Source organism: Clostridia bacterium, from assembly GCA_035628995.1.
Taxonomy (GTDB): Bacteria; Bacillota; Clostridia; order Lutisporales; family Lutisporaceae; genus BRH-c25.
The window spans coordinates 53905-80404 of record DASPIR010000010.1 but is presented as its reverse complement, the minus strand read 5'-3'; the positions used below and the strand labels follow the sequence as shown (position 1 = coordinate 80404).

General features: G+C 40.6%; 21 protein-coding genes. 14 read left to right on the top strand and 7 right to left on the bottom strand.

Features of this window, described 5'->3' with window-relative positions:
• The first annotated feature begins 43 nt into the window (after positions 1 to 43).
• Positions 44 to 556 (top strand): anaerobic ribonucleoside-triphosphate reductase activating protein, encoded by a 513-nt coding sequence (nrdG, locus tag VEB00_03205; protein ID HYF82021.1) that lies wholly within the window; start codon positions 44 to 46, stop codon positions 554 to 556.
• A 39-nt stretch (positions 557 to 595) separates the two neighbouring features.
• Here nrdG and VEB00_03200 read toward each other — a convergent pair whose 3' ends face one another.
• Positions 596 to 1129 carry a GNAT family protein gene (locus VEB00_03200; GenBank protein ID HYF82020.1) on the bottom strand — a complete coding sequence of 178 codons (534 nt, stop codon included), beginning with the start codon at positions 1127 to 1129 and terminating at the stop codon, positions 596 to 598.
• A gap of 278 nt (positions 1130 to 1407) precedes the next feature.
• Here VEB00_03200 and VEB00_03195 point away from each other — a divergent pair, with 278 nt between their 5' ends.
• From VEB00_03195 to VEB00_03150, 10 genes are all read left to right on the top strand, one after another.
• Positions 1408 to 2334, top strand: a complete 927-nt coding sequence (locus VEB00_03195) for a DUF2935 domain-containing protein (GenBank protein ID HYF82019.1) — start codon at positions 1408 to 1410, stop codon at positions 2332 to 2334.
• Positions 2335 to 2610: 276 nt separating this feature from the next.
• Positions 2611 to 2793 carry a Flp family type IVb pilin gene (locus VEB00_03190; GenBank protein HYF82018.1) on the top strand — a complete coding sequence of 61 codons (183 nt, stop codon included), beginning with the start codon at positions 2611 to 2613 and terminating at the stop codon, positions 2791 to 2793.
• Between the two features lie 121 nt (positions 2794 to 2914).
• Positions 2915 to 3298 (top strand): TadE family protein, encoded by a 384-nt coding sequence (locus VEB00_03185; protein HYF82017.1) that lies wholly within the window; start codon positions 2915 to 2917, stop codon positions 3296 to 3298.
• 1 nt (position 3299) lies between these two features.
• Positions 3300 to 4232 (top strand): Tad domain-containing protein, encoded by a 933-nt coding sequence (locus tag VEB00_03180; protein ID HYF82016.1) that lies wholly within the window; start codon positions 3300 to 3302, stop codon positions 4230 to 4232.
• A 14-nt stretch (positions 4233 to 4246) separates the two neighbouring features.
• On the top strand, positions 4247 to 4990 hold the full coding sequence (cpaB, locus tag VEB00_03175; GenBank protein ID HYF82015.1) for a Flp pilus assembly protein CpaB: 744 nt from the start codon (positions 4247 to 4249) through the stop codon (positions 4988 to 4990).
• Positions 4991 to 5017: 27 nt separating this feature from the next.
• Positions 5018 to 6208, top strand: a complete 1191-nt coding sequence (locus tag VEB00_03170) for a response regulator (GenBank protein ID HYF82014.1) — start codon at positions 5018 to 5020, stop codon at positions 6206 to 6208.
• A gap of 149 nt (positions 6209 to 6357) precedes the next feature.
• Positions 6358 to 7704: a CpaF family protein gene (locus VEB00_03165; GenBank protein HYF82013.1), complete on the top strand. Its 1347-nt coding sequence runs from the start codon at positions 6358 to 6360 to the stop codon at positions 7702 to 7704.
• Between the two features lie 18 nt (positions 7705 to 7722).
• Complete coding sequence (locus tag VEB00_03160) at positions 7723 to 8688, top strand: type II secretion system F family protein (protein ID HYF82012.1); 966 nt, start codon at positions 7723 to 7725, stop codon at positions 8686 to 8688.
• A 2-nt stretch (positions 8689 to 8690) separates the two neighbouring features.
• Entirely contained in the window at positions 8691 to 9605 is a 915-nt protein-coding gene (locus tag VEB00_03155; protein HYF82011.1) for a type II secretion system F family protein, read from the top strand.
• An 11-nt stretch (positions 9606 to 9616) separates the two neighbouring features.
• Entirely contained in the window at positions 9617 to 9955 is a 339-nt protein-coding gene (locus VEB00_03150) for a DUF192 domain-containing protein (GenBank protein HYF82010.1), read from the top strand.
• A gap of 1 nt (position 9956) precedes the next feature.
• On the opposite strand, the gene VEB00_03145 is transcribed toward VEB00_03150, so the two are convergent.
• Together VEB00_03145 and VEB00_03140 are read right to left on the bottom strand one after the other, a co-directional pair.
• Positions 9957 to 10502, bottom strand: coding sequence for a biotin transporter BioY (locus VEB00_03145; protein ID HYF82009.1), 546 nt, complete (start codon positions 10500 to 10502; stop codon positions 9957 to 9959).
• 275 nt (positions 10503 to 10777) lie between these two features.
• Positions 10778 to 13375: an EAL domain-containing protein gene (locus VEB00_03140; GenBank protein HYF82008.1), complete on the bottom strand. Its 2598-nt coding sequence runs from the start codon at positions 13373 to 13375 to the stop codon at positions 10778 to 10780.
• Positions 13376 to 13634: 259 nt separating this feature from the next.
• Between VEB00_03140 and VEB00_03135 the strand changes: the two genes are divergently transcribed.
• From VEB00_03135 to VEB00_03125, 3 genes are all read left to right on the top strand, one after another.
• Complete coding sequence (locus VEB00_03135; GenBank protein HYF82007.1) at positions 13635 to 14465, top strand: transketolase; 831 nt, start codon at positions 13635 to 13637, stop codon at positions 14463 to 14465.
• A gap of 3 nt (positions 14466 to 14468) precedes the next feature.
• The gene (locus tag VEB00_03130; GenBank protein HYF82006.1) at positions 14469 to 15407 is read left to right on the top strand and encodes a transketolase C-terminal domain-containing protein; all 939 of its coding nucleotides are present in this window, start codon (positions 14469 to 14471) and stop codon (positions 15405 to 15407) included.
• A gap of 63 nt (positions 15408 to 15470) precedes the next feature.
• Positions 15471 to 16346, top strand: coding sequence for a DUF4392 domain-containing protein (locus tag VEB00_03125; GenBank protein ID HYF82005.1), 876 nt, complete (start codon positions 15471 to 15473; stop codon positions 16344 to 16346).
• A 437-nt stretch (positions 16347 to 16783) separates the two neighbouring features.
• Here VEB00_03125 and gdhA read toward each other — a convergent pair whose 3' ends face one another.
• The 4 genes from gdhA to VEB00_03105 all read right to left on the bottom strand — a co-directional run bounded on the left by gdhA (position 16784) and on the right by VEB00_03105 (position 26296).
• A complete protein-coding gene (gene gdhA / locus VEB00_03120; protein HYF82004.1) occupies positions 16784 to 18133 on the bottom strand; it encodes an NADP-specific glutamate dehydrogenase in 1350 nt (449 codons plus the stop codon).
• 627 nt (positions 18134 to 18760) lie between these two features.
• Positions 18761 to 19816, bottom strand: a complete 1056-nt coding sequence (locus VEB00_03115; GenBank protein ID HYF82003.1) for an NAD(P)H-dependent oxidoreductase — start codon at positions 19814 to 19816, stop codon at positions 18761 to 18763.
• On the bottom strand, positions 19813 to 21057 hold the full coding sequence (locus tag VEB00_03110; GenBank protein HYF82002.1) for a lactate dehydrogenase: 1245 nt from the start codon (positions 21055 to 21057) through the stop codon (positions 19813 to 19815). Before VEB00_03110 ends, VEB00_03115 begins: the two co-directional genes overlap by 4 nt.
• Positions 21058 to 21367: 310 nt before the next feature.
• On the bottom strand, positions 21368 to 26296 hold the full coding sequence (locus VEB00_03105; protein HYF82001.1) for a cytidyltransferase: 4929 nt from the start codon (positions 26294 to 26296) through the stop codon (positions 21368 to 21370).
• Positions 26297 to 26500 lie beyond the last annotated feature (204 nt).

The following is a 26500-nucleotide window of genomic DNA, read 5'->3' as shown; positions in this document are numbered from 1 at the left end:
ATTATTTTAAGGATTTAGTGCTAAACATATTGGGGGCATCATTATGGAATTGAGAGTAGCCGGTATTGTAAAAGAAAGCGTAGTGGACGGCCCCGGCTTTAGATATGTGATTTTCGCTCAGGGCTGTACCCATGGCTGTAAGGGCTGCCACAACCCCGACACCCATGCTTTGGATGGAGGCTATGCGGTAGACACAGATAGTCTTATTGAAGATATTAAGCAGAGCAGATACATAGATGGAGTGACCTTCTCTGGAGGGGAACCCCTTCTGCAGGCGGAAGCCTTCATACATATTGCAGAAAAACTTAAGGAATTAAATATGAATATAGTATGCTATACAGGATTTACCTTTGAGGAGATAATGCAAAGCAAATACGAAAGCCATATAAAGCTATTGAGACTCACTGACATGCTTATTGACGGACCTTACATGGAAGAACTCAAGGATTTGGGTCTTACCTACAGGGGCTCCAAGAATCAAAGGATAATTGATGTGAAAAGAAGCATTGAAGAACAAAAAGTTATACTTGAAAGATTATATAGAGAAGCAAGCTAAACATATGCCAGGCATTTTGAGGTGCCTGGCATTGTGCTGTTATTTACCTATGTACTCATCTCTCATTATGCCTAGTGCGATAGTATCGTAGTATTTGCCGTCTCTGAAGATTTCATTCCTTAATACCCCTTCCCTTTTAAACCCACACTTTTCATAGCTTTTTATCGCTCTTTCATTAAAGGAGTAAACATTTAGCCGGACTTTATTTACATTAATCTGATTGAAAGCAAAGAAAAGCAGGATTTGCATGGCTTCTGTGCCGTAACCCCTGCCCCAGTATTCTTTATTGCCTATCAAAATCACAACATTGGCTACACTGTTTTTCCAATCAATACTGTTAAAGCCGCAGTCGCCGATATAATGGCTGCCTTCTATAGTTTCAATCGCAAACCTGTAAGAATCCTTAAAAGCAGAAATCGAATCAAACCATCTGAGTTCTTCATTAAGTGTCGTTGGATAGGGGATACCGGATTCCATATATCTCAGTACCTCAGGGTCATTGCCGTAGCTAAGCTTAAGGCTTATATCCTCTTTCCTGTATTCTCTCAATCTCACCAGTTTTCCATCAAGCATTATAAGCCCTCCCAGAGGTGAGTTTGAAATTAGATTTTCTTTTCTGCGGGCTGCTCGTGGGAATCCACGTGCAGTGTAGCAGAACCTATAGAACATCTTATTTCAAAACACCGTTTTTTTAAAACTTAATTGAATAATATTAAACAGCTTTACAGCTTGTAGGATTATACTGCCCTAAAATTAGTCTGAATATTAATAAACTGTAATATATATAGTTCTTAGGAATATTATGGTAATGATATTGTATCGCAGAAATATGCAAAGAAAAGGGGGATACTGTGTTATCTGATAAGGAATATATCAGGCATTCACTAGAGACAAATCTGTTTTTTCTCAGGATAGTAAAAGAACATGCAATTTTTGCGGCAGCTTCTCTGCCTCCCAGAGACCGCGCAATTGCAAACAAATTAGTTGCTATGAAAAACAGCTTTGAGGAACTGCTGTCTGAAGCGATTGAACTGGCAGATAGAGCTGTAAGCCACGAAGTGCTTGCTTCAGATGAGCTGATTACTGACTTTACTTTAGCTGCTGAGCTGAAAACTCAGTTCTTGACTGGTATTCCGATAAACACGGATCTGACTAGAAGGGAGCTTGAACTCAAAGCGGATAAAAGGAATGAAAACGTTAATGGGCTTCTGGAAGAGGTAAAAGAACTCAACATAAAGGCTATGGGTATGACTAAGGCTGCTATTGCTTTTAAGACCAAGCTTTTGAAAAACGTTTTGGAGTGTAAGGCTTTCAGCTACACCTACCCAAGCATGCTTGAGCATGTCATTGAAGAGAGTCAGTATTATGTCAAGCTGCTTGAAAAGCTGGAGAGAAGAGACGCTATTGACAGCGTAAAGGAAGTTATTGAAGAGGAAATCTTCTGGAACCATATAATGGGTGAGCATAGCAAGTTCATCAGGGGATATCTGGATCCGGAAGAGGAAAAGCTATTCAACACTGCTAATGCCTTTGCAAAGGAGTTTGACAGACTCCAGGAAAAGACAGAGCATGTTGAAGATCATTCAGACCTGGTCCCGGAGGTTACAAAGGAAAGCCTCAAAGATGTAACAGCTCTTAGAAACTTTAAAGTGCAGGGTACAGAGGGAATACTGAAGTGCAGGATTAAGTCCTTGATACCTCCTCTGCTGTCAGATCATGTGACAAGAGAGGCAAATCATTTTCTAAGGCTGCTAAAAACCTTTGAAAGATTGGTCTAAGCCGCATCGGCAGACTTTATAAAGAATATAGCAAACATATGTATAATGGCCTAGACATGTGTCAAATTACCTATAGTATACCTGTAAAAAGTACTATGAAAACTCATAGTACTTTTTATTTTATTCATAGGACCTGCATATATATACGGGTGGGTAGTTGTCCTCATGACGTGGGTACTTGTACTGCATAAAAAATGAGTACTTTGCTGGATAGTAGTCATGCATAATTATGAGTAAAATATAGTCATAAACAGAAAAATATAGGAGGCGATTTAGATGATTACAAAGTTGTATAATTATTGGTACAACATAAAGGAAACTTTAAAGGACAAAAAAGGACAGGGCATGGTAGAGTATGCACTAATCATAGGCTTGGTTGCCGTACTTCTTATTGGCGCGCTTGGGTTCTTACAAGATGATATAGAAGCAGTATTCACACAAATCACAGGCGCAATATAACAGCATCAGTGCCGGTAGCTTACCATCAGGCTGATATATGACCAGCAACCCGACCCTACTTGGTTAAAACAGGTAGGGTCATTTTATCTAAAGGGACAGGACTTATGAGAGGAGATAAGCCATGAAACTGAATAAAAAGGGCCAGTCTATGGTTGAGATGGCACTGATTTTACCTATTATTATAATGCTTTTTATGGGCATGGTTGAATTCTCAAGGATATTTGGCTCCTACCTTCTTGTAACACACGCATCAATGGAGGGGGCAAGGCTGGCATCCATAGGTAAAACAGATGCTGAGATACAGGCAAATGTAACCAGCAAGGTCAATATATTGAATGTAAGCGATTTGCAGATAATAATGACACCTGGAGACGGAGCAAGGGTAACTGGAGAGGATGTCAGGGTATGCGTGAAGTATAAGCTGGTGATATATGCTCCAGTTATAAGCAGCATTGTTTCAAATCCATTTGATATGGAAGCGAATACTTATATGAGGGTGGAGTAATATGAAGAATATTTTACTACCTATTAAATATGTAAAAGATAAAAAAGGCAGCAGTTCAATAATTCTTTTATTTATGATTACTGTTATCATAGGCTTGATGACGCTAACTGTGGATGCAGGACTGCTCTATCTGGAAAAGAGCAAGCTGCAGAATACAGTAGACTCTGTTGCATTGGCAGCTGTATCTGTATATGAGGAAGGGCAGGAAAAGATGCTCGAAGAGGCATACAAGTACTCCAATTTCAATGGCGTACCTCCTGAGGAGCTTACTATTGATATTCAGGAGAGCAACCGAAAGGTTACAGTAAATAGCAATAAGTCAGTTTCATTATATTTTGCAAAAATCTTCAGCATATCTAGTGCTGATGTTGGAGCTAAAGCCACAGCGGTAACAGGACCTGTTGCTGCTATGAAGGGTATTCGCCCCTTCGGAGTTGAAGATCAGGAGTTCATATATGGTGAAACCTATACTCTGAAAAATGGCGGAGGCGGGGGAACCACAGGCAACTATGGCGCGATAGCTCTAGGGGGAACTGGATCTTCTACATATAGAAACAACTTAATAAATGGGTACAATGTTCACGCGCTAAAAGTAGGAGATGAGATAGAGACAGAGACTGGGAATATGGATGGCTCTACCTTTGATGGCATAAGTGAATTATTGGGTTCTGATTTCCACGAGCATGGAGAGGATCTTTCACAGCTTGAAGTGGACTGCCCGAGGTTAATAAAGATACCGGTAATTGATTCTTTTAGTATTTCCGGTAGAAGTACTGTGAAGATTGTTGGATTTGCAGCTTTCTTTTTGGATAATGTTGTGAAAGAAAATGGAAAAACAGAGATAACAGGGCGATTTATAAAGATTATTGGTGAGGGAGTAATTGATGAAACTGGAGTGGGGTATGGCTTGTTCGGTACAAAATTGGTCGAGTAATGGGAGTGATGCAAATGGAAAGACTTAATAAGAAGATACTTCTACTGGCAGTTATAATGGCAATTGTTACAAGCTTATTGCTGTACTTCTATATTTCAAGGCTGGAAGATGGAAAGACAGATATTGAATATATAGAAGTATATGCTGCAAGATTGGAGATTCCTGCAAGGACGGTAGTTAAGGATGAAATGCTGATAAAGGTGCAGTTAACCAAGAACTCTGAAATAACAATGGGTTTGTCGGACAAGAGCCAGATAGTAGGGAAGCTAACAAAGGAAAGAATTATAAAAGGTGAGGCAATATTGCTGGACAGGCTTTATACAGGAGAGAAAACCAATATGGCGTTTTTGGTTCCCAAGGGAAAGCGTGCTGTAACTATAGGAGTAAATGAAGTTACAGAAGTAGGAGATTTTATAATACCGGGTGATTATGTGGATGTACTTGCAACCTTTGAAGAATCAAATTTGGATATTGGAGGAAGGAAGATATATTATCCTAAATATACAAAGGCTATATTGCAGAATGTGCAGGTCTTGGGGGTAGGTCAGAGCATGCAGGTTATGAAGGAAGAAGACAAGAAGCTTCCTGCCAGTGTGACGCTTGCCGTGACCTTGGAGGAAGCCGAAAGGCTTGTACTTGCTGATGAAAGCGGTGTATTGAGGCTTGCCTTGAAGCCGGCGGCAGATAGTAACAGCATACAGACTAATGGAGTGATAAAGGATGATATGGTAGTACCTAAAGGTAAAATTGAAAATTAATAAGTCAGGGAGCAAGAGGGTGATATTATGGAAAATAAAATAAAGGTTGTTATAGTCGATGATTCTGAGCAGACGAGAGATAACATTGCAGCTATAATGAACTTTGATAAGGATATAGTTATAGTTGGGGAAGCTAAAAATGGAATGGAAGCTATAGCAGTTGTAAAGGATAAGAAACCTAATGTTGTGCTTATGGACATTAACATGCCTGAAATGGATGGGATAAAAGCCACACAGACCTTAACTGAAGAAGGTGTGGAATCTTCTATAATAATGATGTCTATCCAAGGTGAAGGTGAATATATAAAGAGGGCAATGTCTGCGGGAGCTCGTGACTATGTTGTGAAGCCCTTTGGTATAAAAGAACTGGTGGATACCGTAAGACGTGTATATGAGCTGGATATGAGCAAGAAGAGAAAGATAAGCAGTGTTTCTGCAAATAAAGTAGAATCAAAGATAATAAGCATCTTTTCAACTAAGGGGGGAGTGGGTAAGACCACTGTAGCGACTAATCTTGCTGTAGCGCTTTCAAACCTGACGGGTAAAAAGGTTGCATTGCTGGATTTTGATTTGCAGTTTGGGGACGTTGCAATATGCTTGAACTTATATGTCAAGAACTCAATAACAGAGTTGGTTAAAGATTTTGCCAACATTGAGCAGGACCCAGGTTTATTGGAGGAATACCTTCTTACCCATTATTCGGGGATAAAGGTGCTGGCTGCACCTATTAGACCTGAAAATGCCGAGTATGTTACTGCAGATCATATAAATAAGATAATTGATCATCTAAAGGGCAGGTATGACTATATAATCATTGATACCTCCCATGGCTTTAATGATATTGTAATAACTGCTCTGGATATGTCGGACTTGATAATATATGTATCAACCCTTGACCTACCATCTATAAAAAACACTAAAAACGGGCTTGAGGTTATGAAATCACTTAATTACCCGAATGAGAAGGTTAGAATTGTAGTAAATAAGTCAAATGAAAGCTTTGGAATAAATCACACAGATTTTGAAAGTGCTCTTGGAGTGGGCATTTGGGTAATGATACCGGATGACGTAGCATCAGTAACTGTATCGGTAAACAATGGACACCCTCTAGTATCACATCGAAGATCATCGCCGGTGTCAAAAAAGATTTGTAAGCTTGCCCAGAGCATAATAGGTGACGAAAAGGTGAAAAAGAGTTTATTTGCAGCGATGTTCTAGGCATAATGGGAAGGGCTCTGTGGAGGTCACGAGATACGCGTTACGGGTTACGCGTATTGGGGCAAGTCTTCGAAGACTCTTCTAAATCTCGCAACTCGAAACTCGAAACGCGAAACCAGACCATATAGGAATACCCGGGAGGCGATCATATGAGCTTACTTAAGAGGATGGAACAGGAAAAAAGTGAAGTGCTGTTGGAAGGCAGACAATCAAGCAGGGAGACGAAGAAAGAGGATCCTCTTGGTGATGTCAAAAGCGCAATACATAAGAAAATCATTGAAAGAATAGACACTGGGATGCTGGGCAGGGAAGATGACGAGCAAAAGCTAAATGCAGAAATAGCGGATATAGTGGAGGAGACCCTAAAAGAGAAGGAATTGCATTTCTCGCGCACTGAGCGTCAGTCTATGATTAACTATATTATAGACGAATCAATAGGCTTCGGTCCAATAAGCAAGTATCTTCTGGATGAGGAAGTATCAGAGATAATGGTCAATGGACCAGAGCAAATATACGTGGAAAAAAAGGGGCGCCTTGAGATAGTCGATACATTCTTTGAAGATAACCAGCATGTGATGAGAATCATTGAAAAGATAGTATCACCCTTGGGAAGAAGAATAGATGAGAGCTCTCCTATGGTTGACGCACGACTTCCTGATGGTTCCAGAGTAAATGCAATAATTCCGCCACTGGCCCTTAATGGACCGACAATAACTATCAGAAAGTTTGCCAAGAAGCCTCTGCAAGTGGGCAACCTGATATCCTATGGCACTTTGACCTCGGATATGGCAGTCTTTATTGAGGCGTGCATTAAGGCACGGCTTAATATTGTAGTATCAGGAGGCACCGGCAGTGGTAAGACTACAACCTTGAATATACTTTCTTCCTTTATTCCTGATGACGAAAGAATATTAACCATAGAAGATGCAGCAGAGCTGCAGCTCCGTCAGGAGCACGTAGTAAGGCTTGAAAGCAGACCTGCCAATATTGAAGGAAAGGGAGCCATAAATATAAGAGACCTGGTAAAAAATTCTCTTAGAATGCGGCCTGACAGAATAGTAATAGGCGAGGTTAGAGGCGGAGAAGCCTTGGACATGCTGCAAGCAATGAATACAGGTCATGATGGTTCTCTCACTACAGGTCACTCCAATTCACCAAGAGATATGCTTGCCAGGTTGGAAACAATGGTGCTTATGGCTGGAATGGACCTACCAGTAAGAGCTATCAGAGAGCAGATATCTTCGGCAATAGATATTATAATACAGCAGAGCAGGATGAAGGATGGCAGCAGAAAGATAACACATATTACAGAAGTGCAGGGTATGGAGAAGGATACAATTATACTTCAGGACATATTTGTATTCAACGAAAAGGGAACGGATGAAAAAGGAAGAATCACGGGCAACTTTACTGCTACCGGCATCAGGCCTAAATTCATGGAAAAGCTTGCGAATACCAGGGTGCCTTTACCAAACGACCTGTTCAATCAGGTATGAGAAAAGAGGGGTTTCAACATGCTGGAGTTTTTACTGTTGATATTTTTTATGAGCTTGATACTTGTCATATACTTGCTATGCGAATATTTTTCAGGGAGAAGAAATGTAACTAGCAGATTGAAGAACTATCTTAACCCGGAGAAGAATAAAGAAAAGCCTGAAAGAGAAAAGGAGATATTCTGGCGCGATGGTATGCTTGCTTTTGGCAAAACTCTCGGAAAAAGCAAATGGGGAAGCAGGTATAAGGAGAAAATAGAAATCCAGCTAGTTCAAGCGCATTTACCGCTAAAATCGGAAGAGTATATAGCAATAAATATAATGATCTTTTTAGCAGCAGCTGTATTTTTCCTCGTATTTACAGAAAACCTTGTGGGTTCAATTGCTTTAGCGTCACTTGCCGCTTGTGCTCCGCTAATTTATGTAAATTCAAGGAAAAAGAATATCATACAGAAGATTGACCAACAGCTTCCGGATACGTTAGCACTGATATCAAATACTCTAAAGTCAGGATATAGCTTTTTACAAGCAGTTGACGCTGCGGCAAGAGAGCTGCCTCCGCCTATTTCCCATGAATTCCAGCAGATATTAAAGGAAATAAATTTGGGGGTAAATACAGAAAAGGCATTGGAAAGCTTAAGCAAGAGAGTTCAAAGTAAGGACTTGGAGCTTATTATAATGGCAGTGCTTATACAAAGGCAAATAGGTGGCAATCTTTCAGAAATATTGGACAGCATTTCCGAAACAATTCGTTCGAGGATAAAGATAAAAGGAGAGATCAAAATACTTACAGCACAAGGCCGGGTTTCAGGAATGATAATATCCCTGCTGCCTGTAGCTCTTGGTATTTTACTTTACTTAATCAACCCTTCATATATTTTGACGTTATTTGGAGATCCGATAGGGTGGGGAATGCTGGCATTGGCTGCACTTATGCAGGGTATAGGGATATTCCTAATCAGGCGAATCATAAGAATAGAGGTGTAATTATGCTTACGGCTATAATCATAGGTACATTTGCAACTGTCAGCTTTTCTATGGTGCTGCTGCTAAGCATGCTTTTCAGGAATAAGCTGAATATACAGAGTAGGATAAAAAACTTTGTGCATGCCAACGAGAAAGTGCCGGGTACACAGGAGGGCTCATTTTCAGAAAGGGTAATAACACCTGCGCTGGGTAAGGCTAATAGCTTCTTGGACAGGATTACACCAAAGAACTATTATAATCAGATGGAAAGGAGAATAAAGGAGGCAGGAAACCCAAAGGGAATAACCGTAGGGGGCATTGTCTTTTTTCAAATATGCTTCACTTGTGCTTCTGCTGCAGCTGCTGCTTTACTGTGGATTGTAATGGATGCAGCTTTGCTTAAGGTGTTGGTCATTCTAGGCTCATTGTTAGGCATAATCAATATTTTGCCTAAATACTATCTGAAGCATAAGATTGTTGAGAGGCAAAAGGAAATAGAAAAGAGTCTTCCTGATGCACTTGACCTTCTTACAGTATCTATTGAAGCAGGGCTAAGCTTTGACGGTGCAGTTGCAAAGCTGGTGGAAAAAATGTCTGGAGTGCTTGTGGAAGAATTCGCTATTGTATTGAAGGAGATGCGAGTGGGTGTATCCAAAAGGGACGCATTTAGGTCTCTTATAGAAAGGGTGCCGGTGCCAAGCCTTGTTACTTTTGTAGGTTCCATACTACAGGCAGATCAATTGGGGGTAAGCATAGGAAACGTTCTTAGGATTCAGTCCTCTTTGGTAAGACAGAAGAGGAGGCAGAAAACACAGGAGAATGCTATGAAAGCACCGATAAAAATGCTGATACCGATGATAATATTCATTATGCCCACAATATTTATAGTGCTTATTGGACCAGTGCTGATAATAGCAATGAAAGCTTTTGCCAAATAAGGAGGTAGCTTATGCTATACAATGAAACAAAGAAAATCATGATTGTAGATAATTTGAAAATCGCTAAAACCTTTAAGGAACGCTTTCTGGGCCTTATGTTCAAAAGAAGGCTACCTGCTCATGAAGGATTGATGCTTTTAGGCTGCAGTGCAATACACACCTGCTTCATGAGGTTTGCGATTGATGTTGTCTTTATGGATATAAATCATAGGGTTATAGGGATAAAGGAAAAAATAAAACCGTGGCAGCTTAGCGGCTTTGTCCGTAAGGCATATATAGCTTTGGAGCTGCCAGAAGGCACGGTTGATAAAAAAAATATCACAATAGGAGATATTCTGATTCTAGGATAAATCAGTCATTATTTATATTGATGTGTTTGCTGAGCCGACCGGAGAGAAGCGCTGCAACTACAATCTTTACCATATCGCCGGGTATAAATGGAAGTGCGCCGAATATAATGGCTTTTGATATCCCTATTCCTGTGACATAGTTCAGCCATATTACACCAAAGGCATATACTGCGAGAATTCCGCCTATTGCATTGACAAAGAGAAGTCTCATAAAGCCAGCCTTTTTCCCCTTTAATGCTGAAATGAGAACTGCTCCGGCAAGAAAGCCAATAAGATAGCCTCCGGTCTTTCCTATAATTATGCCTAAGCCGGCAGTGCCGCCGGAAAATACAGGAATACCGATTGCTCCCATGGACAAAAAGACAATAATGCTTGCAGCAGTGTGCTCAACAGGCAATAAACTACCAGCCAGCATAACTGCAAGAGTCTGAGCAGTTACCGGCACCGTAGAAAAGGGAAGGGGTATTGATATGTACCCTGAAACTGCTATCAGTGTGGCAAATAATGATATGTAACTCAAGTCTCTAATCGAAAATCTCTTCTGCATATTAAACCCCCTGATATTTGAATTGGATAATTACAGAACTAATTATATATAGTTGGAAATGAATTGTCAACCATGAATAATGATATGGGTTGACAATTAGAATAAAAAGATACGTGTAACACTGAACACACGGCGGAAAAAGAAAAGAATATTTAGATAAAAAATGGTCATTGGCAAACTCTAATATACCAATGACCATATTAATTACTAATATAAATAAAATATGCCGTGTAATTCCGTGGAACATCCGTGTTTTCAGTGTTATCCGTATCCTTTTATGCCATAACCGGCAGCATATTCTTTTTCAATTCCAGAAGGGGTAAGGGCTTGCTTATCAGGAAACCCTGAATCTCGTCGCAGCTCATTTGCTTCAGCATAGACAGCTGCTCCACTGTCTCGACACCTTCTGCTGTCACTTTTAGTTTCAGGCTGTGAGCAACATCTATTATTGACTTAACAATGACCTTGGTGTTCTGGTCATTTGTTATATCCTTTATGAAGGATTTGTCTATCTTCAGTATATGTATTGGGAAGTATCTTAAATAGCTAAGGGAGGAATAGCCGGTGCCGAAGTCATCCATTGATATGCAGACACCCATCTCATTAAGTCTATTCAAGGTTTTTATTGTGAAATCAATGTTCTCCATAGCTGTTGTCTCTGTGATTTCCAGCTCCAGATCTGAGGGGTTGAAAGCGGTCTCCTTAAGCACCTGGGTGACAGTATCCACAAGATTATGGTTTCTGAACTGGTAAGCGGAGAGGTTCACCGAAAGCCTTAAAGACCCACCGTATATTTCCTTCAGGTTATTAAACTGCGAACAGGCAGTCCTAAGTACCCAGGTATCCAATTGGCTTATCAAGCCGGTTTCTTCTGCAAGAGGTATGAACACCCCCGGATTTATGATTCCTCTCTCTGGATGATCCCATCTTATTAGCGCTTCTATTCCGATAACCATCCCTGTGACGCTGTCAATTTTAGGTTGATAATAGAGAATCATTTCATTGCGCAGAATGGCTGTACGCAGGTCCGTTGTCAAGGAGAAACGGTTTATTATCTCTTCGTCATCAATTACTTCATAACTTCTGTATGTATTTCGGCCATTTTCCTTGGCACTATAAAGGGCAGAATCAGCATGCTTCATTATAACGGCGGATTCTGATCCATCATCTGGATACACTGCTATTCCTATGCTTGCGGTTATGTATAGCTCATGCTCATCTATATTATATACGCAGGCCAGCTCCTCAGTAGCTTTGCGGGCGAGGTCGCAAGACTGCTCAGATCCATCAATTTGAGGTATAAGTATTGTGAACTCATCTCCACCCATTCGGGCAAGAACTTCATTATTATCAAGAACTTTTATAAGCCTCTTTGCTACCTGCTGGAGCAGCTTATCTCCGATATGATGACCCAAGTTGTCGTTAATATTCTTGAAGTAGTCAAGGTCAATCATAAGAACAGATAGCTTGTTATTATTCAGATTAGCACTTTCAAGGGCATTATTAAGATATTCATGGAAAAGCTTTCTATTGGGGAGGTCTGTAAGGCTATCATAATACTCATGATACTTTATTGTTTCCTCAGCCTGCTTCTTTTCAGATATATCCTGGAAGGCGATCAGTGCACCAATTACCTCATCCAAATCATTCTTAATGGGCGATGCTGAGCCGAGTATCAGATGATGGGAGCCTCCTTCAGATATGAGTACATTTAAATTATTGAAATTTACAGGATATCCCTTCTGCAGCACTTCCGTTGTAGGGATCTCATATCTCATTCCACTGTCTGTGTCTATTATATTCAGTATTTCATTCAAGGGCTTGTCCAAAGCTTCCTTTTCAAGAAAACCTGTAAGCTGTTCCGCAACGTGATTCATAAACGTTACTTTACCTTTTGCGTTTACTGCTACAACGCCATCTCTTATGCTTAATAGTGTGGTTCGGAGAAGTTCGTGCTCTTTTTTTAGATTACTGGTAGCCTTGTCTATCACCCTGCGAAGCTGCTTTATAAGTATATTAACGAATAATATCCCTGTTACCATTACAAGCAGAAGAAATAATCCTAAGTAAACTAATTTTCTTTGCTGATTTGACTTATAATACTCTGAATGCGTGTAGAAATATTTCAGGAAGGCTTGTTCATAGAGACCAGCTTTCTGAAGCCTCTCAATTTGTTCATTCATAAAGCTTATCAGCTCAGGCCTGGCTTTACTTACACCGAAAGCTAAATCTGTCGGATAGATATTAATAATATGGGGAATTATCTTATTGGACAATTGATGCTTTACAAGCAAGTAGTTCATTACTTCCTGATTGCCAAAAACAACATCTATTTTGCCGACCTCAAGAGCTTGGATGCTTTCCTCCAAATTGTTGAAGCTGAAATAGTCTTTTATGTTAAGCTCATCCTGGAGTATTGTCTCGGAGTAGTCGGACTTTTGTACACCTACTCTGTATGCTGCAATATCAGCAATATTTTCTATTTTAACATCCTTCGCAGCATAAACTGCTCTGGAGGTTTTTACTAAAGGTTTAGTAAACAACACATCCTTTTTTCGGCTTTCCGTTACAGCAAGCAAACCACATATATCGATTTCTCCCTTTTTTATACGATCATATACATTGACCCATGTATCGGAGGAATATTGCACGTTAAAATTCCCGCCACTGAATATCATTCTGCCGATATCAAGACCAAAGCCGTATACTTCACTACCGGAGGAAAACTCAAATGGTGGGTGGTTTCCGTCTACTTGATATATAATCTTAGAGGTGGGTTCTCCATAATATGCACTGCTTGAAGCAAAGGAAGAAATTAGTAAAGCAGCAGCTGCAAAAATTAAGACAATACTTCTAAAAATCACTTTCAACATTGATTACCCACTCACTTCCGCGATATATTTTTCTGCAACGTGCAATAATAAAAAAGGAAATCTGTATCTTTTATAAAATTTTACTTAATACGTATTCTGCATAATTCTGCATAATCCTTTATTTTTAGGCAGAAAACTACATAAAATGGCAAAATATACAACGATGTAGAGAAAGCTCCAAAACTTGATAAAAGGTATAAATATTGGTAAATTATTAGTATGAAGATGGTAGTGAAAATTCGCCGATGGGGAGGAAAATATGAATAATAACGAAATAAGGCTGCTTCAGGATAAGTGCAGGCACATTAGAAGGCTCATTATTAATGAAATAGGAAAGTTGGGAGTCGGACATGTGGGAGGGTGTCTTTCAATAGTAGAAGCACTTGTTGTGCTCTATTACAAGATTATGAACATTAATCCGGACAATCCTCATATGGAAGGAAGGGACAGGTTTGTGCTTTCCAAGGGACATGCTGGTCCCGGCCTTTATGCAGTGCTTGCTGATAAAGGATACTTCGATGTAAGCGAGCTTGACACTCTGAATAAGCCTGGAACCAATCTGCCAAGCCACTGTGATATGCTGAAAACAAGAGGAGTCGATATGACTGCGGGGTCATTAGGTCAGGGCATTTCTTGTGCTGTGGGAATAGCCAAAGCATCAAATATTAAGAGGGATAATGCATATATATATTCAATTATTGGAGATGGAGAGAGTCAAGAAGGACAGGTTTGGGAGGCGGCTTTAACGGCAGCTCAGTTCAAGCTTGACAACCTCATAGCCTTTACTGATAACAACAGGATGCAGATTGATGGGAATACAAAGGAGATAGTTGGAGTTGAACCTATAGGTGACAAGTGGAAGGCTTTTGGCTGGAATGTGGATGTTGTTGATGGTCATGATGTGGCTGCAATTTATAATGCTATAATCGAAGCTAAGAAATCTCAGGGCAGGCCAACTATGATTGTATTAAACACAATCAAGGGAAAAGGGGTTTCTTTTATTGAAGCTATGGGGGCAAAGAATCACAGTATGCCTGTGACTGAGGAGCAAAGAATAAAAGCCTTGGAAGAATTGAGGCAGGAGGTATGAAGCATGTATGAGAATATTGAAATGCGTCGAGTTTTCGGAGAAGCCTTAGATGAGCTTATGGCAAAGGACGAAAGAATTGTTGTGATAGATGCTGACCTGGCAAAGGCAAATGGAACTTTTTCCCTTAGGGATAAATACCCGGAAAGAGCTTTGGATGTCGGTGTAACAGAACAGAATATGGCAAGCTTCGCTGCCGGAATGGCGTCCTATGGCTTCATACCATTCATATGCACTTTTACGCCATTTGCCACCAGAAGGATGTGCGACCAGGTAACCATATCCATAAGATATGCAGGAAGGAATGTAAAGATTGTAGGTACTGATCCGGGAATATCTGCAGAGTTGAACGGAGGCACTCATATGAGCATGGAAGACATCGGGGTGCTTCGCAGCGTACCGGGTATGGTTATTTTTGAGCCTGTGGATGCGATACAGCTTGTAAAGGCACTGCCAAAGGTTATAGAATACGATGGTGCGGTATATATAAGAATGTTCAGAAAAACTACACCGATAGTATTCAAGGAAGACTATGAGTTTGATCTTTTCAAAGCAGATATGCTTAAGGAAGGTAAAGATGTGAGTATATTCGCATCGGGAATGATGGTTAAGGAAGCCCTTGATGCAGCTGAAATGCTCAAGGCTGATGGTATAGATGCCGAAATAATAAATATCCATACAATAAAGCCGATTGATAATAGGGCGGTAGTTGATTCTGCAAAGAAAACAGGTGCTGTAGTGACCTGTGAGAATCACAATGTAATAGGTGGCCTTAGGAGTGCTGTGGCAGAGGTGCTGATTGAGGAGTATCCTGTGCCTTTGCGATCAATAGGAATCAAAGATCACTTCGGCGAAGTAGGAAATATAGATTACCTGAAAAAGAAGTATAAAATGACGGGATTGGATATAGTAAAAGCGGCAAAGGAAGTAGTTTTACTCAAGTAAGCTGTGACTCTCTGTGAATAGGAGAAGGAATGCATGGGGTCTTGCAGCTAAGGGGGTTTTGAGATGTATCATAATGCTGCCATTTTGATAGAGCAGCTAATAAAGAACGATGCAGGCGGCAGGGGTCTGGGAGACATTACCCAAGCATCAGACATTGTCAGGGCAGCTGAAGAGCTGTATGGCGGCAATAAAATTCTTATAATTACGGGGTTCTGCATTGCGGAGACCCTGTGCGGTGAGACTGATGGGCCTCTTGGAGCAGCAACTTTGGCGTGCGCGTTGGAGAAGCTTGGAAAAACAGTAATGATAGTGACTGATAGATATTCGGAAAATATTTTAAGTGCATGTACCGGGCATATGAAAGTTAAGGCAGGCCGAGTGATATTGCCATATCAAGGTACCGGGGAATTCTGCTCTGGACTTTTGGACAGCTTTAAGCCCAGTCATGTTGTTTCGGTGGAAAGACCTGGGAAAGCGAAGGATGGAAGATTCTACTCAATGAAAGGCGCTGACTTGACCCACCTGATACCGGACAGTGACAGCCTGTTCGAATCTGCAAAGCTGCGAGGAGTAGTGACCATAGCGGTGGGGGATGGCGGAAATGAACTGGGGATGGGAAAGGTCAGGGAGCTGGTAGTTAAATGCGTTGATATGGGAGAAACCATTGCTGCTGTGATAAATGCTGATTATACAATTGTAGCAGGGGTTTCCAACTGGGGTGCTCATGGATTGGAAGCTATGCTGTCAATGCTCGCGGGGCGGATACTACTTCAGGAGACTGAGACAGAGAGGGCTCTTATCATGAAAATGGTTGAAGCCGGTGCAGTTGACGGCTGTACCAAAAGGAATGAGCCTACAGTGGATGGACTAAGCCTTGAACAAAATGTAGAAGTGCTTTCAAGCTTACGGAAACTTACGGCTGACTTAATACAAAAGTAAAGTAGAAGAAAGGACCTGCGGTAAATCACAGGTCCTTTTTTGGATACGGACAAATTGTAATAGCAGCAGAAGCTATGTATAGGTACATAAGCGCATTAGCTTTGTATATCGATACATAACTTTCCTCTACTGAGTAGCTAATTGGTAGAACAGCCATATCAATAGCCTAAATGTGCTTATACAGAAATTGTCAATGGCACTTAGGAGCGGAGCCTTAGAAAAGTCGTATGCGAGGCAGGACGCCGAAGCAAGCCTTCCACGTCCACGGATGGATATTGGAAGGCGCTAGACTTTTCTTAGGCGGAGTGAGTTAGTGCCATCAATTTTTGTATACTCATATGTGGCTATGATATGGCTGTTCTTATTTTGGGTGGTTTGTCTAAACAAGAAAGGACCTGTGATAAATCACAGGTCCTTTTGCATTTGCAAATCTTATATTATACTAAGCCTTGAGCCTTCATTGCTTCAGCAACCTTCAGGAAGCCGGCGATGTTAGCGCCTGCAACGAGGTTATATCCAAAGCCATACTCTTCAGCAGCTTTCATTGAGTTGTTGTGTATGTTGATCATTATCTGATGAAGCTTCTGGTCAACTTCTTCTGCTGTCCATGAAAGTCTCATGCTGTTCTGTGACATTTCAAGGGCTGAAGTAGCAACACCGCCGGCATTAGCTGCCTTTGAAGGTCCTACTAAAACCTTATGCTGCTGGAAGTATTCAACTGCTTCGTTTGTACATGGCATGTTAGCAGCTTCACAAACATACTTTATGCCATTAGCTACTATCTGTTTTGCATGCTCTATTGCTATATCGTTCTGAGTAGCAGCAGGTATTATGATATCAGCCTTAACATTCCATGGCTTTTCGCCTGCGAAGAACTTGCAGTTATATTTATCAGCATAATCCTTAACCTTGTCTCTGCCGGAATTACGCATTTCAAGTAAGTAATCAATCTTTTCGCCTGTTACACCGTTTTCATCATAGATGTATCCATCCGGGCCGGAGAGTGTAACAACCTTGCCGCCTAATTCAGCAACCTTTATGCATATACCCCAAGCAACATTGCCGAAACCGGAAATAGCAACTGTCTTACCTTTGATTGTGTCGCCTTCATGCTTGAGCATTTCATTACAGAAGTATGTAACACCATAGCCTGTTGCTTCTGGTCTTACCAAGCTGCCGCCGTATGGCAGACCTTTTCCAGTGAGTACGCCGTTTTCAAATACGCCTTTGATTCTTCTGTACTGTCCAAAGAGGTATCCGATTTCTCTTCCGCCAACACCGATGTCCCCAGCAGGTACGTCAACGTCTGGGCCGATGAATCTATAAAGCTCAGTCATGAAGCTCTGGCAGAATCTCATTACTTCGTTATCTGACTTTCCTCTTGGGTCGAAGTCAGAACCACCCTTGCCGCCGCCTATTGGCAGACCTGTCAAGGAGTTTTTGAATATCTGTTCAAAACCAAGGAATTTTATGATTCCAATGTATACTGAAGAATGGAATCTTAAGCCGCCCTTGTATGGCCCTATAGCTCCGTTGAATTGTACTCTGAAGCCTCTGTTAACCTGTATTTTACCGTTGTCATCAACCCACGGCACTCTGAAAGTGAATTGTCTTTCTGGTTCAACTATTCTCTCCATTATACCAAGTTCGATAAAATCTGGGCGCTTTTCGAGAACTGGTACCAATGAATCGAGAATTTCTCTAACAGTCTGATGGAATTCTGGTTCTCCAGGATTTCTTTTGACGACTCTTTCATAGAGTTCTTCAATGTATTGTTTTACGTTCATATGTATCTCCCTCCAAATATTATTTTTTGTCTTCACAATGATGTCAAAATTCTGAGCTTTTTTAGCTCATTATATAATATATTGACTTCTGTTGCGCCCATATATATTATATAACAAGTTGCCAAATAAAGAATAGGCTTTATATAATTTTTATGGCTAAAATGTAAATTATGCAACAAAAGCTTCAAAAAATAGTATAGCACATAAAAAAATTTGGCTATATAATATCTTTCTATACAAAAATTAAAATTCCTGCGTAATTTTTTAACAATTTTAAAATTTGATTTATATTTTTCTTGGAATACCATAGCATTAATGCGTCTTAACAGATATAATATACTCAAAAATTAGCAGTACAATTCAGATAATTGTAAAATATTTTGTTCAGGTTGCAAAAATGTAAATATCGAAGATATGTACATTAATAATATAGATTATATCGTTGGCAGAGCTAGGAGAATGCAACAAAATGATTAAAATATGCCAATCTATGGCTAAATTTATTATATGTGCTACAATAATATACTAACTACAAGACGGAACTTGCAGCATAACTTGCAAATTGAAGACAATTGCAATAAATAGTTCCTTTATAGGTACGAAGATGTAGCTATAACACTAATATTGCTATGAGGTTTTTTTTATTTCCTTCAGCATATTTTCTGCAAATTTTTTAGAGGCGGCTTCGATGTCAGGAATTTGGGAAACCGTCCCCGGATCGTTGGCGGTAGCCATAAACGAAAAATAGGGGGGCAGACTGAAGCCTTTGTTTATACAGAGAGCTCCTATAAGCTGCCTTGCCACTGAATCACTGCCTGAGTTACCCGATACAATTATTGAAAATAAGGTTTTCTGATAGAAGGGGGTTTTCCTGTATAGTGCCGTCATACGGTTAATAACGGCTGATAGGTTGGCGGATATTGCATCATTGTAGTTCGGGCACAGCCATATGACTGCATCTGATTTTTTTATGGCAGGAAGTATTTCCTCCACCATCGCCCCGCCATAGAAGCAGCCGTCATTCATGCTGTAATGTTTACAGGTTTTAAAGGAACAACCTTTACAGTCGATTATCCTTCCGTTCTCCACATGCTGTTCCCTGATTTCACATCCCTCCAAGTGCGCCTTCGCCATATTCCACAGGGCAAGGGTATTGGAGGTTCCCTTGAAGCTGGAATGAAGTGCAAGTATTCTTGGCCTTTCTATAAGCTTTGGATTATATGCAGAAAATCTCCCGCCTAACTTGGCACAAAGTTCCATGCAAATGTCATCAAGGGGAGCTTCAGTTACGTTCCTCCAAGTGGAGAAATTTGACAAGCTGGCAGTTGCTTCTACTACTGGATGCCCTAGAAAACGGCAGCCCAACCCGTTTAGAAGAAATATTATGAATGCAGCGGTACTCTTTGTATATAGTTCACTTGAGCTGTGCACTAGCAGTATTGCTGAGGAACCCCCAAGGGAATCCCGGCCTCGGCTTTGAAGCTCCGTTATTATTTCGTATAAGGGTATGCAGAATCCCGCTGGGCTTATTTCAACACAAATAATAATCTTCTTTTCTTTAAGTTCTGGAAGATTGGATTTATCTGATATATAAACTACATTTTTACCGTTCAACGCCGCTTCCAGCATTTTTTCGAGTTGAGCAGAAGTGTCAGCTGGTTTTATAACATAATACTTGCTCATAGCATTTTCCTCAGGCTTTCATATGTGTTTTCCATTCGGGAGAAAAGCCCATTCGGTATCGGCAGTCTCTCAAGCTCAATGCCGGTAGGAAGCAGTCTGTTTCGTGTTCCCCAATATACCCCGCCAAGGAAGGTAGCACTATAATGCCACTGTCCTCTAATGGTAGCGAGTATTGATAAGGAGCCTGATGAGAGGGCTGGCGCGATATAAGGCTTGAAGCCCAGACTGCGGACTGCAAGGTTCGCTGTTTTAGTTTTTTCTGTAAGATCCAAGGAAAGAGCTTCATTGTATTTTTCAATACTGTCTGCAATTATCAGGCCTTCACCATGAGGACCAAAAGCTCTGCCTTCTGTGAGATAATGAGCAGTCTCCGGATCCAGTCCGGCAAAGTAGGCTGCTCGTGCATGCATGACTCCAAGCCCGTAGCCTCTTATTTGCTCAGCTGCGAGACCTTTGAAATCAGGCTTGCCATTGCTGTCGGTGTTGCTGAAGTTAAAGGCAGCCTTGCACAACAGGTCCACAGGATCCGACACAACTGCAAATATACCCTTAAAGCCCTTACTCCTGGCTGAAAGTGCATATCCCTTTATTATCCCTGAATTGCCTTCATATTGTGCAATTCTAACATCGCTAAGATTTTCACTTAATGCAGGTACGCCAACGGTAACGCAGAATATGAACATATCACAATCAAAATGCTGTTCTTCTGATATGGGCAAAACCGCAGGATGACTCAAGTTTCCGGTAGGATCCATTATTTGATTGGTTTCAAACTCCCAGCGCTTAATCTTATTAGGATCTAAATCATATATTCCGATATGTGATATACAGTCGCCTCCTAAGAGTCTCAGCCCTGACACAAGAGTTCCTCCGACATCTCCAAGCCCCACAACATTTATTCTCCATTTCTCAGGAGCATTATAGAGCAGAACATTCTGCCAAGTGGGGTACTCGGTATTTATCATAGTGACTCTATTGTTCTGCACAGCCTGAATCAGAAAGTCGGGCACATTGCTGTCATTCAAAGGATGGAGGAGTAGCATACTCAAATCTTCTTTATCGGCAGACATCAGGTCGGACTGAGATACAGAAAAGCTCCTTCTGGTATTTTTCGGTGAACTGCTAGTTATAGCAAATATATTACCTTTGTCAGACGCCGCATCGTCCTCTGAAATTTCCATGAGCTGATTGTACCTTTCCCAGGATACTAAGGTCCTGTTAAGGTGTTTGTAATAAAACATTTCTATTCCTCCAAAAAGGTTTTATGTGCTGCGTAACAGTAAAACAATGCGAAGTAGTAAATGGGTAACGGATACCACTGAACACACGGATGTTCCACGGATTCCTACGGAATTGCACGGTTAATTTTGTATAATATATAGCGACATTAGAGAGTTTTGATACTTACTTCCGTATCGATTATTACTTATGTTTCAGAATATTTTTTTTCGCCGTGTATTTCGTGGAATTCAGTGTTTTTCCGAAGGAAAACCGTGGTACCCGTTCCCCCATTGTTTAAGACGCATTATTTATACGTTGTGCTAAAAAGCACTAGCATATGATATTCTCGAGCCTGTTTAGAAGCTCAAGGTCATTCTTCAAGTAAAAGGATGGGCTTAGATTCAGGTCATAATCCATATTTTTTCCATGATCAGGACACCTTGGTGTTATAAATACCTGACCCATGGATGACAGTGTTAAGCTTCTTTCATTGATATGCTGGAACTCATCTTCCAAGGTTGAAAGTATATCTATCGCATTTTCCATCGCAACTTGTGAAAGCTTGAATATTGATTTTTTTGACGACTCATTAAGGAAAGAGGGTGAGGTATATGGTAGTATCAAGTTTATCGAAGGAAGCAGGTTTCTTTTGGGGTATTCACCTCTCCATAAGGCATCTCCACCGATAAATGGATAAAAATTGTTTTCATTATACCATTCCCTCAACCTGGGTATGAAATATGCGCAATCAATATCTCGTCCCTGGATATCCATCAGTTCCTTTCCTTGTCCGGAAAGTATCCCTACAATTATTTTCTTTACCTTAAGATCCTCCTTCTTGAGCAAAGGATCCAAAACCTTAAGCCTGAATCCATGATGAAGTGTATCATCCACCAGGATTATAGGCCTTCCAAAGGAATGCAGCATCTTTATCTGGACTTCCAGATCCATGTAATATGGAAAGTGTCCAATTCTATAGCCCTCCATATCAGGGCTGAAGAGCTTTTCTGTATGGAGTGACTTCGTTACTGTGTTGGGAATGATGCTTCTGCTGAGCATGCTGCCATAGGGCACACACATTGCAGGGCCAAGCTTTCTTGGGGTGATAAGCTTTGTGGGCACATCATTCACTTCACATATTTTTCTAATCAGCGTGTCATCCATAACCGCTCTGTCAAAAGGCAATATAAGATTTCCGGCATATACCTCCGCCAAAGTGCTCTGAAGCCTTTTTCTGGTTCTTGATACCGCAGCTATAAATGCATTGCTGCTTCTGTAAGGTTCTTTAATAGTGGTTTCAATATCCAGATTCAAGGTGCAAGGGGTGCTGATATTCACTGCGAGCACCTTGTTGGAACATCCCAGGCAGGGTATGTCTCGGAAGCCCATAAGCCTGAGAACCTCAAGTATGCTATAGGATATGGAGTCATTCAAGGTGCTGTTATAAACCGCATAGTCATAGTCCCTTGATAAGCAGTAAGCTAATGTTTCAGCAAGAAGGACCTGCTCCATGTTCTCAAAAACCGCATTATTGGCAATAAATATACCATCAATAAGCACTATTTTACCTGTGGAGTTATTCCTAATATACTCAGTTACTGAGCTGCTTCCGAATTCTTGATAAAGCAGACTGAAATTCAGCCTATGGAAAGCAGAAAATCCAAGGATTTGCTTTCCATGCTCCGAATCCCTTATTAGCAGCAGCCTGCAGGAAGTTTTCTTAAGAAAGCTGGTGAACCTGACTGTCAGGGTCTCGCAGCTAATATTCATAGCTTTGGATAGTTCTTCTAAAATCTCTCTGTTGACTTCTTCCAATACTTCCATTTCAATAGATTTTGTCTGTATTATTGATTTATACTGGGGTTCGCTCTGGTAGAAGCCATTTTCATAAATGAACCTTTGTGCCAGAGGGTCAACCAGCATAGATATATCTCTATTTTCGTCCACATTATTTCTTATCTGAGAAGAACTGATATCCTCGTATTGCGGAGGAAGAGACAGCCGAATTACTTTCCCGTCAATTCTCCCAACCGTTTCCTCAAGGTAATCATCATCACTTTCATACTGGCTGTTCAAGCTCTTTCTTTCAAATAGTATGTGTGAAAACGTCTGTATGGAGTTTTTGCTTTTTTCCTTTTTATATGCAGAAGCATTAAGGATAACATCACTTCCAGCAACTATATATACTTCTGATAACGGGAAACTATCCCTCAATACTTCAAGATCCAAGTTATTTGCGATATTCACAGGATAGTCCTCGGGATAAATGTATATATTGAATTCATCCGCGATAGACATATTTATAATATTTTTTCTGATAAGGTTAGGAAGAGTTTTCTTTGACCAGGAAAATTCGTCTACTGCGAGATAGACTTCAAAGCCCATATCCCGGATGGCTCTTGCAATCTCTTTATGGCCGAGGGAGAAGGGGTCAAAGGCTCCCGGGAAGAAAGCAACCTTCTCAGGTATAACAATATCAATGTCCTTATAAAAAAAGGTATAATCGGAAATAAATCTGTATATGCTATTTAAGCCTGCAGAATTTGTAAGAAAAAGCAGACCTTCCTGGATATCATCCTCAAGAAGTGTCAGCAGCTTTTTTGCGATATGGGTAAATATCTGCCGCTTTTCATTAAGCATTAGAGTGGTGGAGCCAAAGATTTCCTTACCCAAAACGCTGAAGGCAGCCTGTTTTACATTTCCATCGTAATGGGCAAGTCCATTAATGATGATACCCAGCATTTTCTCAAGTCTGTTTTCAAAGATGTCTTTCTCTTCATGTGATATTTCAATATACGCGGGATAGTTTGCTATAGCTATGCTTATGGTTTTTACCATAAGGGAATCTAAGTGAGGGGTGGAGTTTTTGATTTTCTCCTTGAAATCGTCCAGGACTTCATCAAGCTCGACGGGCTCAAGGGAAAGTATCAGTTTTCCAAGATAGCTGGGTATGTATTCGGCAAACTGATAGCCATCAATTTCAAGAGCTCTCAGCATTTCTACAGCTATGTCATTCCTCTGTTCTACCGACAAATGAGGGACTATCTGTATCAGAGCTTCTCCGGCACGGTTGCGGACATTTTCTGAAGCACTGACCTTCAGAAGATTGCAGAAATGCATGGCTGAATAAAACCCATTGGATTTTGGGTTTTTCAAGGAATAATCCAAGAGCAGGTCTATCTGAAGTCTTTTTAACACCCACTCTGTTGCTGTCTTAAGATTGCTTAAGGAGATTTCGGAAAGCTTATGCACATCTTTTTGACAGAAGTCTGAAAGCATATCCAATATCATCGGTTCCATGCCAAGCAGAACTGCTATTCTGTATTTAAGGAAGTTTTCAGAGGCAAAACTGGAGCTTATCAGATTATTCGATATTAATTGCTTAACAGTAAGTGCAAAGTTGCTTATTACTGCTTCTTCGCCTAATGCGTCAATATGGCCTGAAGAACGGAACAAAACATTATAGGCCACATCTAAAGCAGAAAGCCTCAGAACGGTGTTCTTTTCTTTCAACATCCTTCCGACATACTCAAGAATTTTCTTGTCTGTCTTGTGCTCATTGGAGACTGGGATACACCTTACAGCTTCAAGCAGGTACAGTTTTGTCTCAGTAGACCTTCGAGAGGTTTCGTTATAATACTTGACGACAACCTTCTTGAAGCTTTCCACCTGATTCTTGCTGCAATGCGAAAACAATGAAGATATCACAATACTGATGTTGTATCCCAAATAGCCTCTGTGAAGAGGTACCATCTTGTGATCGGGATTGATAAAAAGCTGCATATATCTGTCCAAGAGTGCATAGCTGGTTATGGATGGAGTGTCAAGTATGGCATCCTCAGGGACCTCCTTGCGGTAGTCCTCATCAAAGGAAGCAATGAGCAGCCCGATAAGCTCCGAACACTGCCTTCGGATATCATCCTCCAAATGAACCGCCTGATCATAGAGAAACTTAATTGTTATAAGCTTTTGCTTCTGTGTGAGATATGTGGAATATTCCTCGAAAATCCGGATATATTCCCTTAGCCTTTTCCAATTGCTCTCACTCCTGGCTGATTCCAGTATCAGATTAAGTGAAGCTTCATCTCTTAGCTGATACATAAGGCTTATATTGTGGTTGATTGCGAGGTACTTGATATTCTTAATAACTTGCTTTCCGCCCATCAGAGAAAAATGCCAGTTTTTACGCTTATACTCCCCGTGGAAGCCATTGGTTATCCTGCTGATATCAACCTCGACACCTAGATTCACCATATAATCCTCAAAGTCTAAAAGCTTGGAGTACACACGTCTGTACTTCTTTTCCTTCGTATCATCCACATTGTCCAGTTTATCGAGAATAACCCTAAAGGAATCCTGAAGGGAATAAATATTCATTTCTTTGCTGCCCTCATTTGTTCTTTGTTTTACTCTGAAATCTGAGTAAATGAGTATGAGGGATTCCAGGGGGAGATTCTCAAGCTCCAGGTCCCAGGTGGAATGATTCATGGCTATGTGCCCGATATAGGTTATATCGTGATTCTTGAACCATAAATCGGTATAATAGTAGTGGAGATACGGCACTCTTTTAAGCTCCGAGGATTTACACCCGTATTTACCTATATCATGACCGGCAGCAGCCCCTGAAACCCTGCCAAGGTCAATGGGGATTCCTGCTTTTTTCAGTTCTCTTCCTATATATAATGATAAATAATGCACTCCGCAAATATGATCAAGCGTGTTATAACCCAAGACCTCCTGGTTGAGCTTCATCATCTCATATACATATTCATCATCGAAGGCTTTGAGGAACTTCATATATTCCAAGGGGTTCTCAAGTTCGGCCTCTTCTTCAGCAGAGAGGAATATCATGGGGTATTTACTTTGCCATGTGCTGTCACTGTCTTTTTTCTGGAATTCAGAAATTACCTTGAGAGTATTCAAATATATAAGGCATGAGTTTTCAAGGTTGTCTTGAAGCTCTGTCTCAACAGCATGGGGGAAGGATTTATTCAAGGCATACTGGTATACATATTCGAGCCAGCTTAGGGGGATATTATCGTGTGCAAGCTCATCCATAAGGCTCTTGCACAGTGTTAGTACAGCGCTGCAGCTGTAATCCCTGTTTTCTACTATCTTATGAAGATTATCCATGAAGCGGTTATCTTCCATATATGCTTTTATTTCAATCTGTGTATCCTCCATATAATGTGGCCAATCTGCCAAGAGCAGCCTGCTGCTGATATTATTGTAAAGCCGGGTTACGTTATCGTTATACATAGAATCCTCCTTAAGTGCCGGAAATAGTGGAGATATATGGGGTTAGCTTTATACATTTATTTTCATTATATTCTAATGGTTTTAATTTTTCAAACTTCTATGTTCTAGGACTTTCGCACTAAATCCTTTAAATAATAGTTCGATAGTGCGAAACGTCTTCATTAACGTTATAAATCGCAGCTAATCGAAGTAATCTTTCATGTG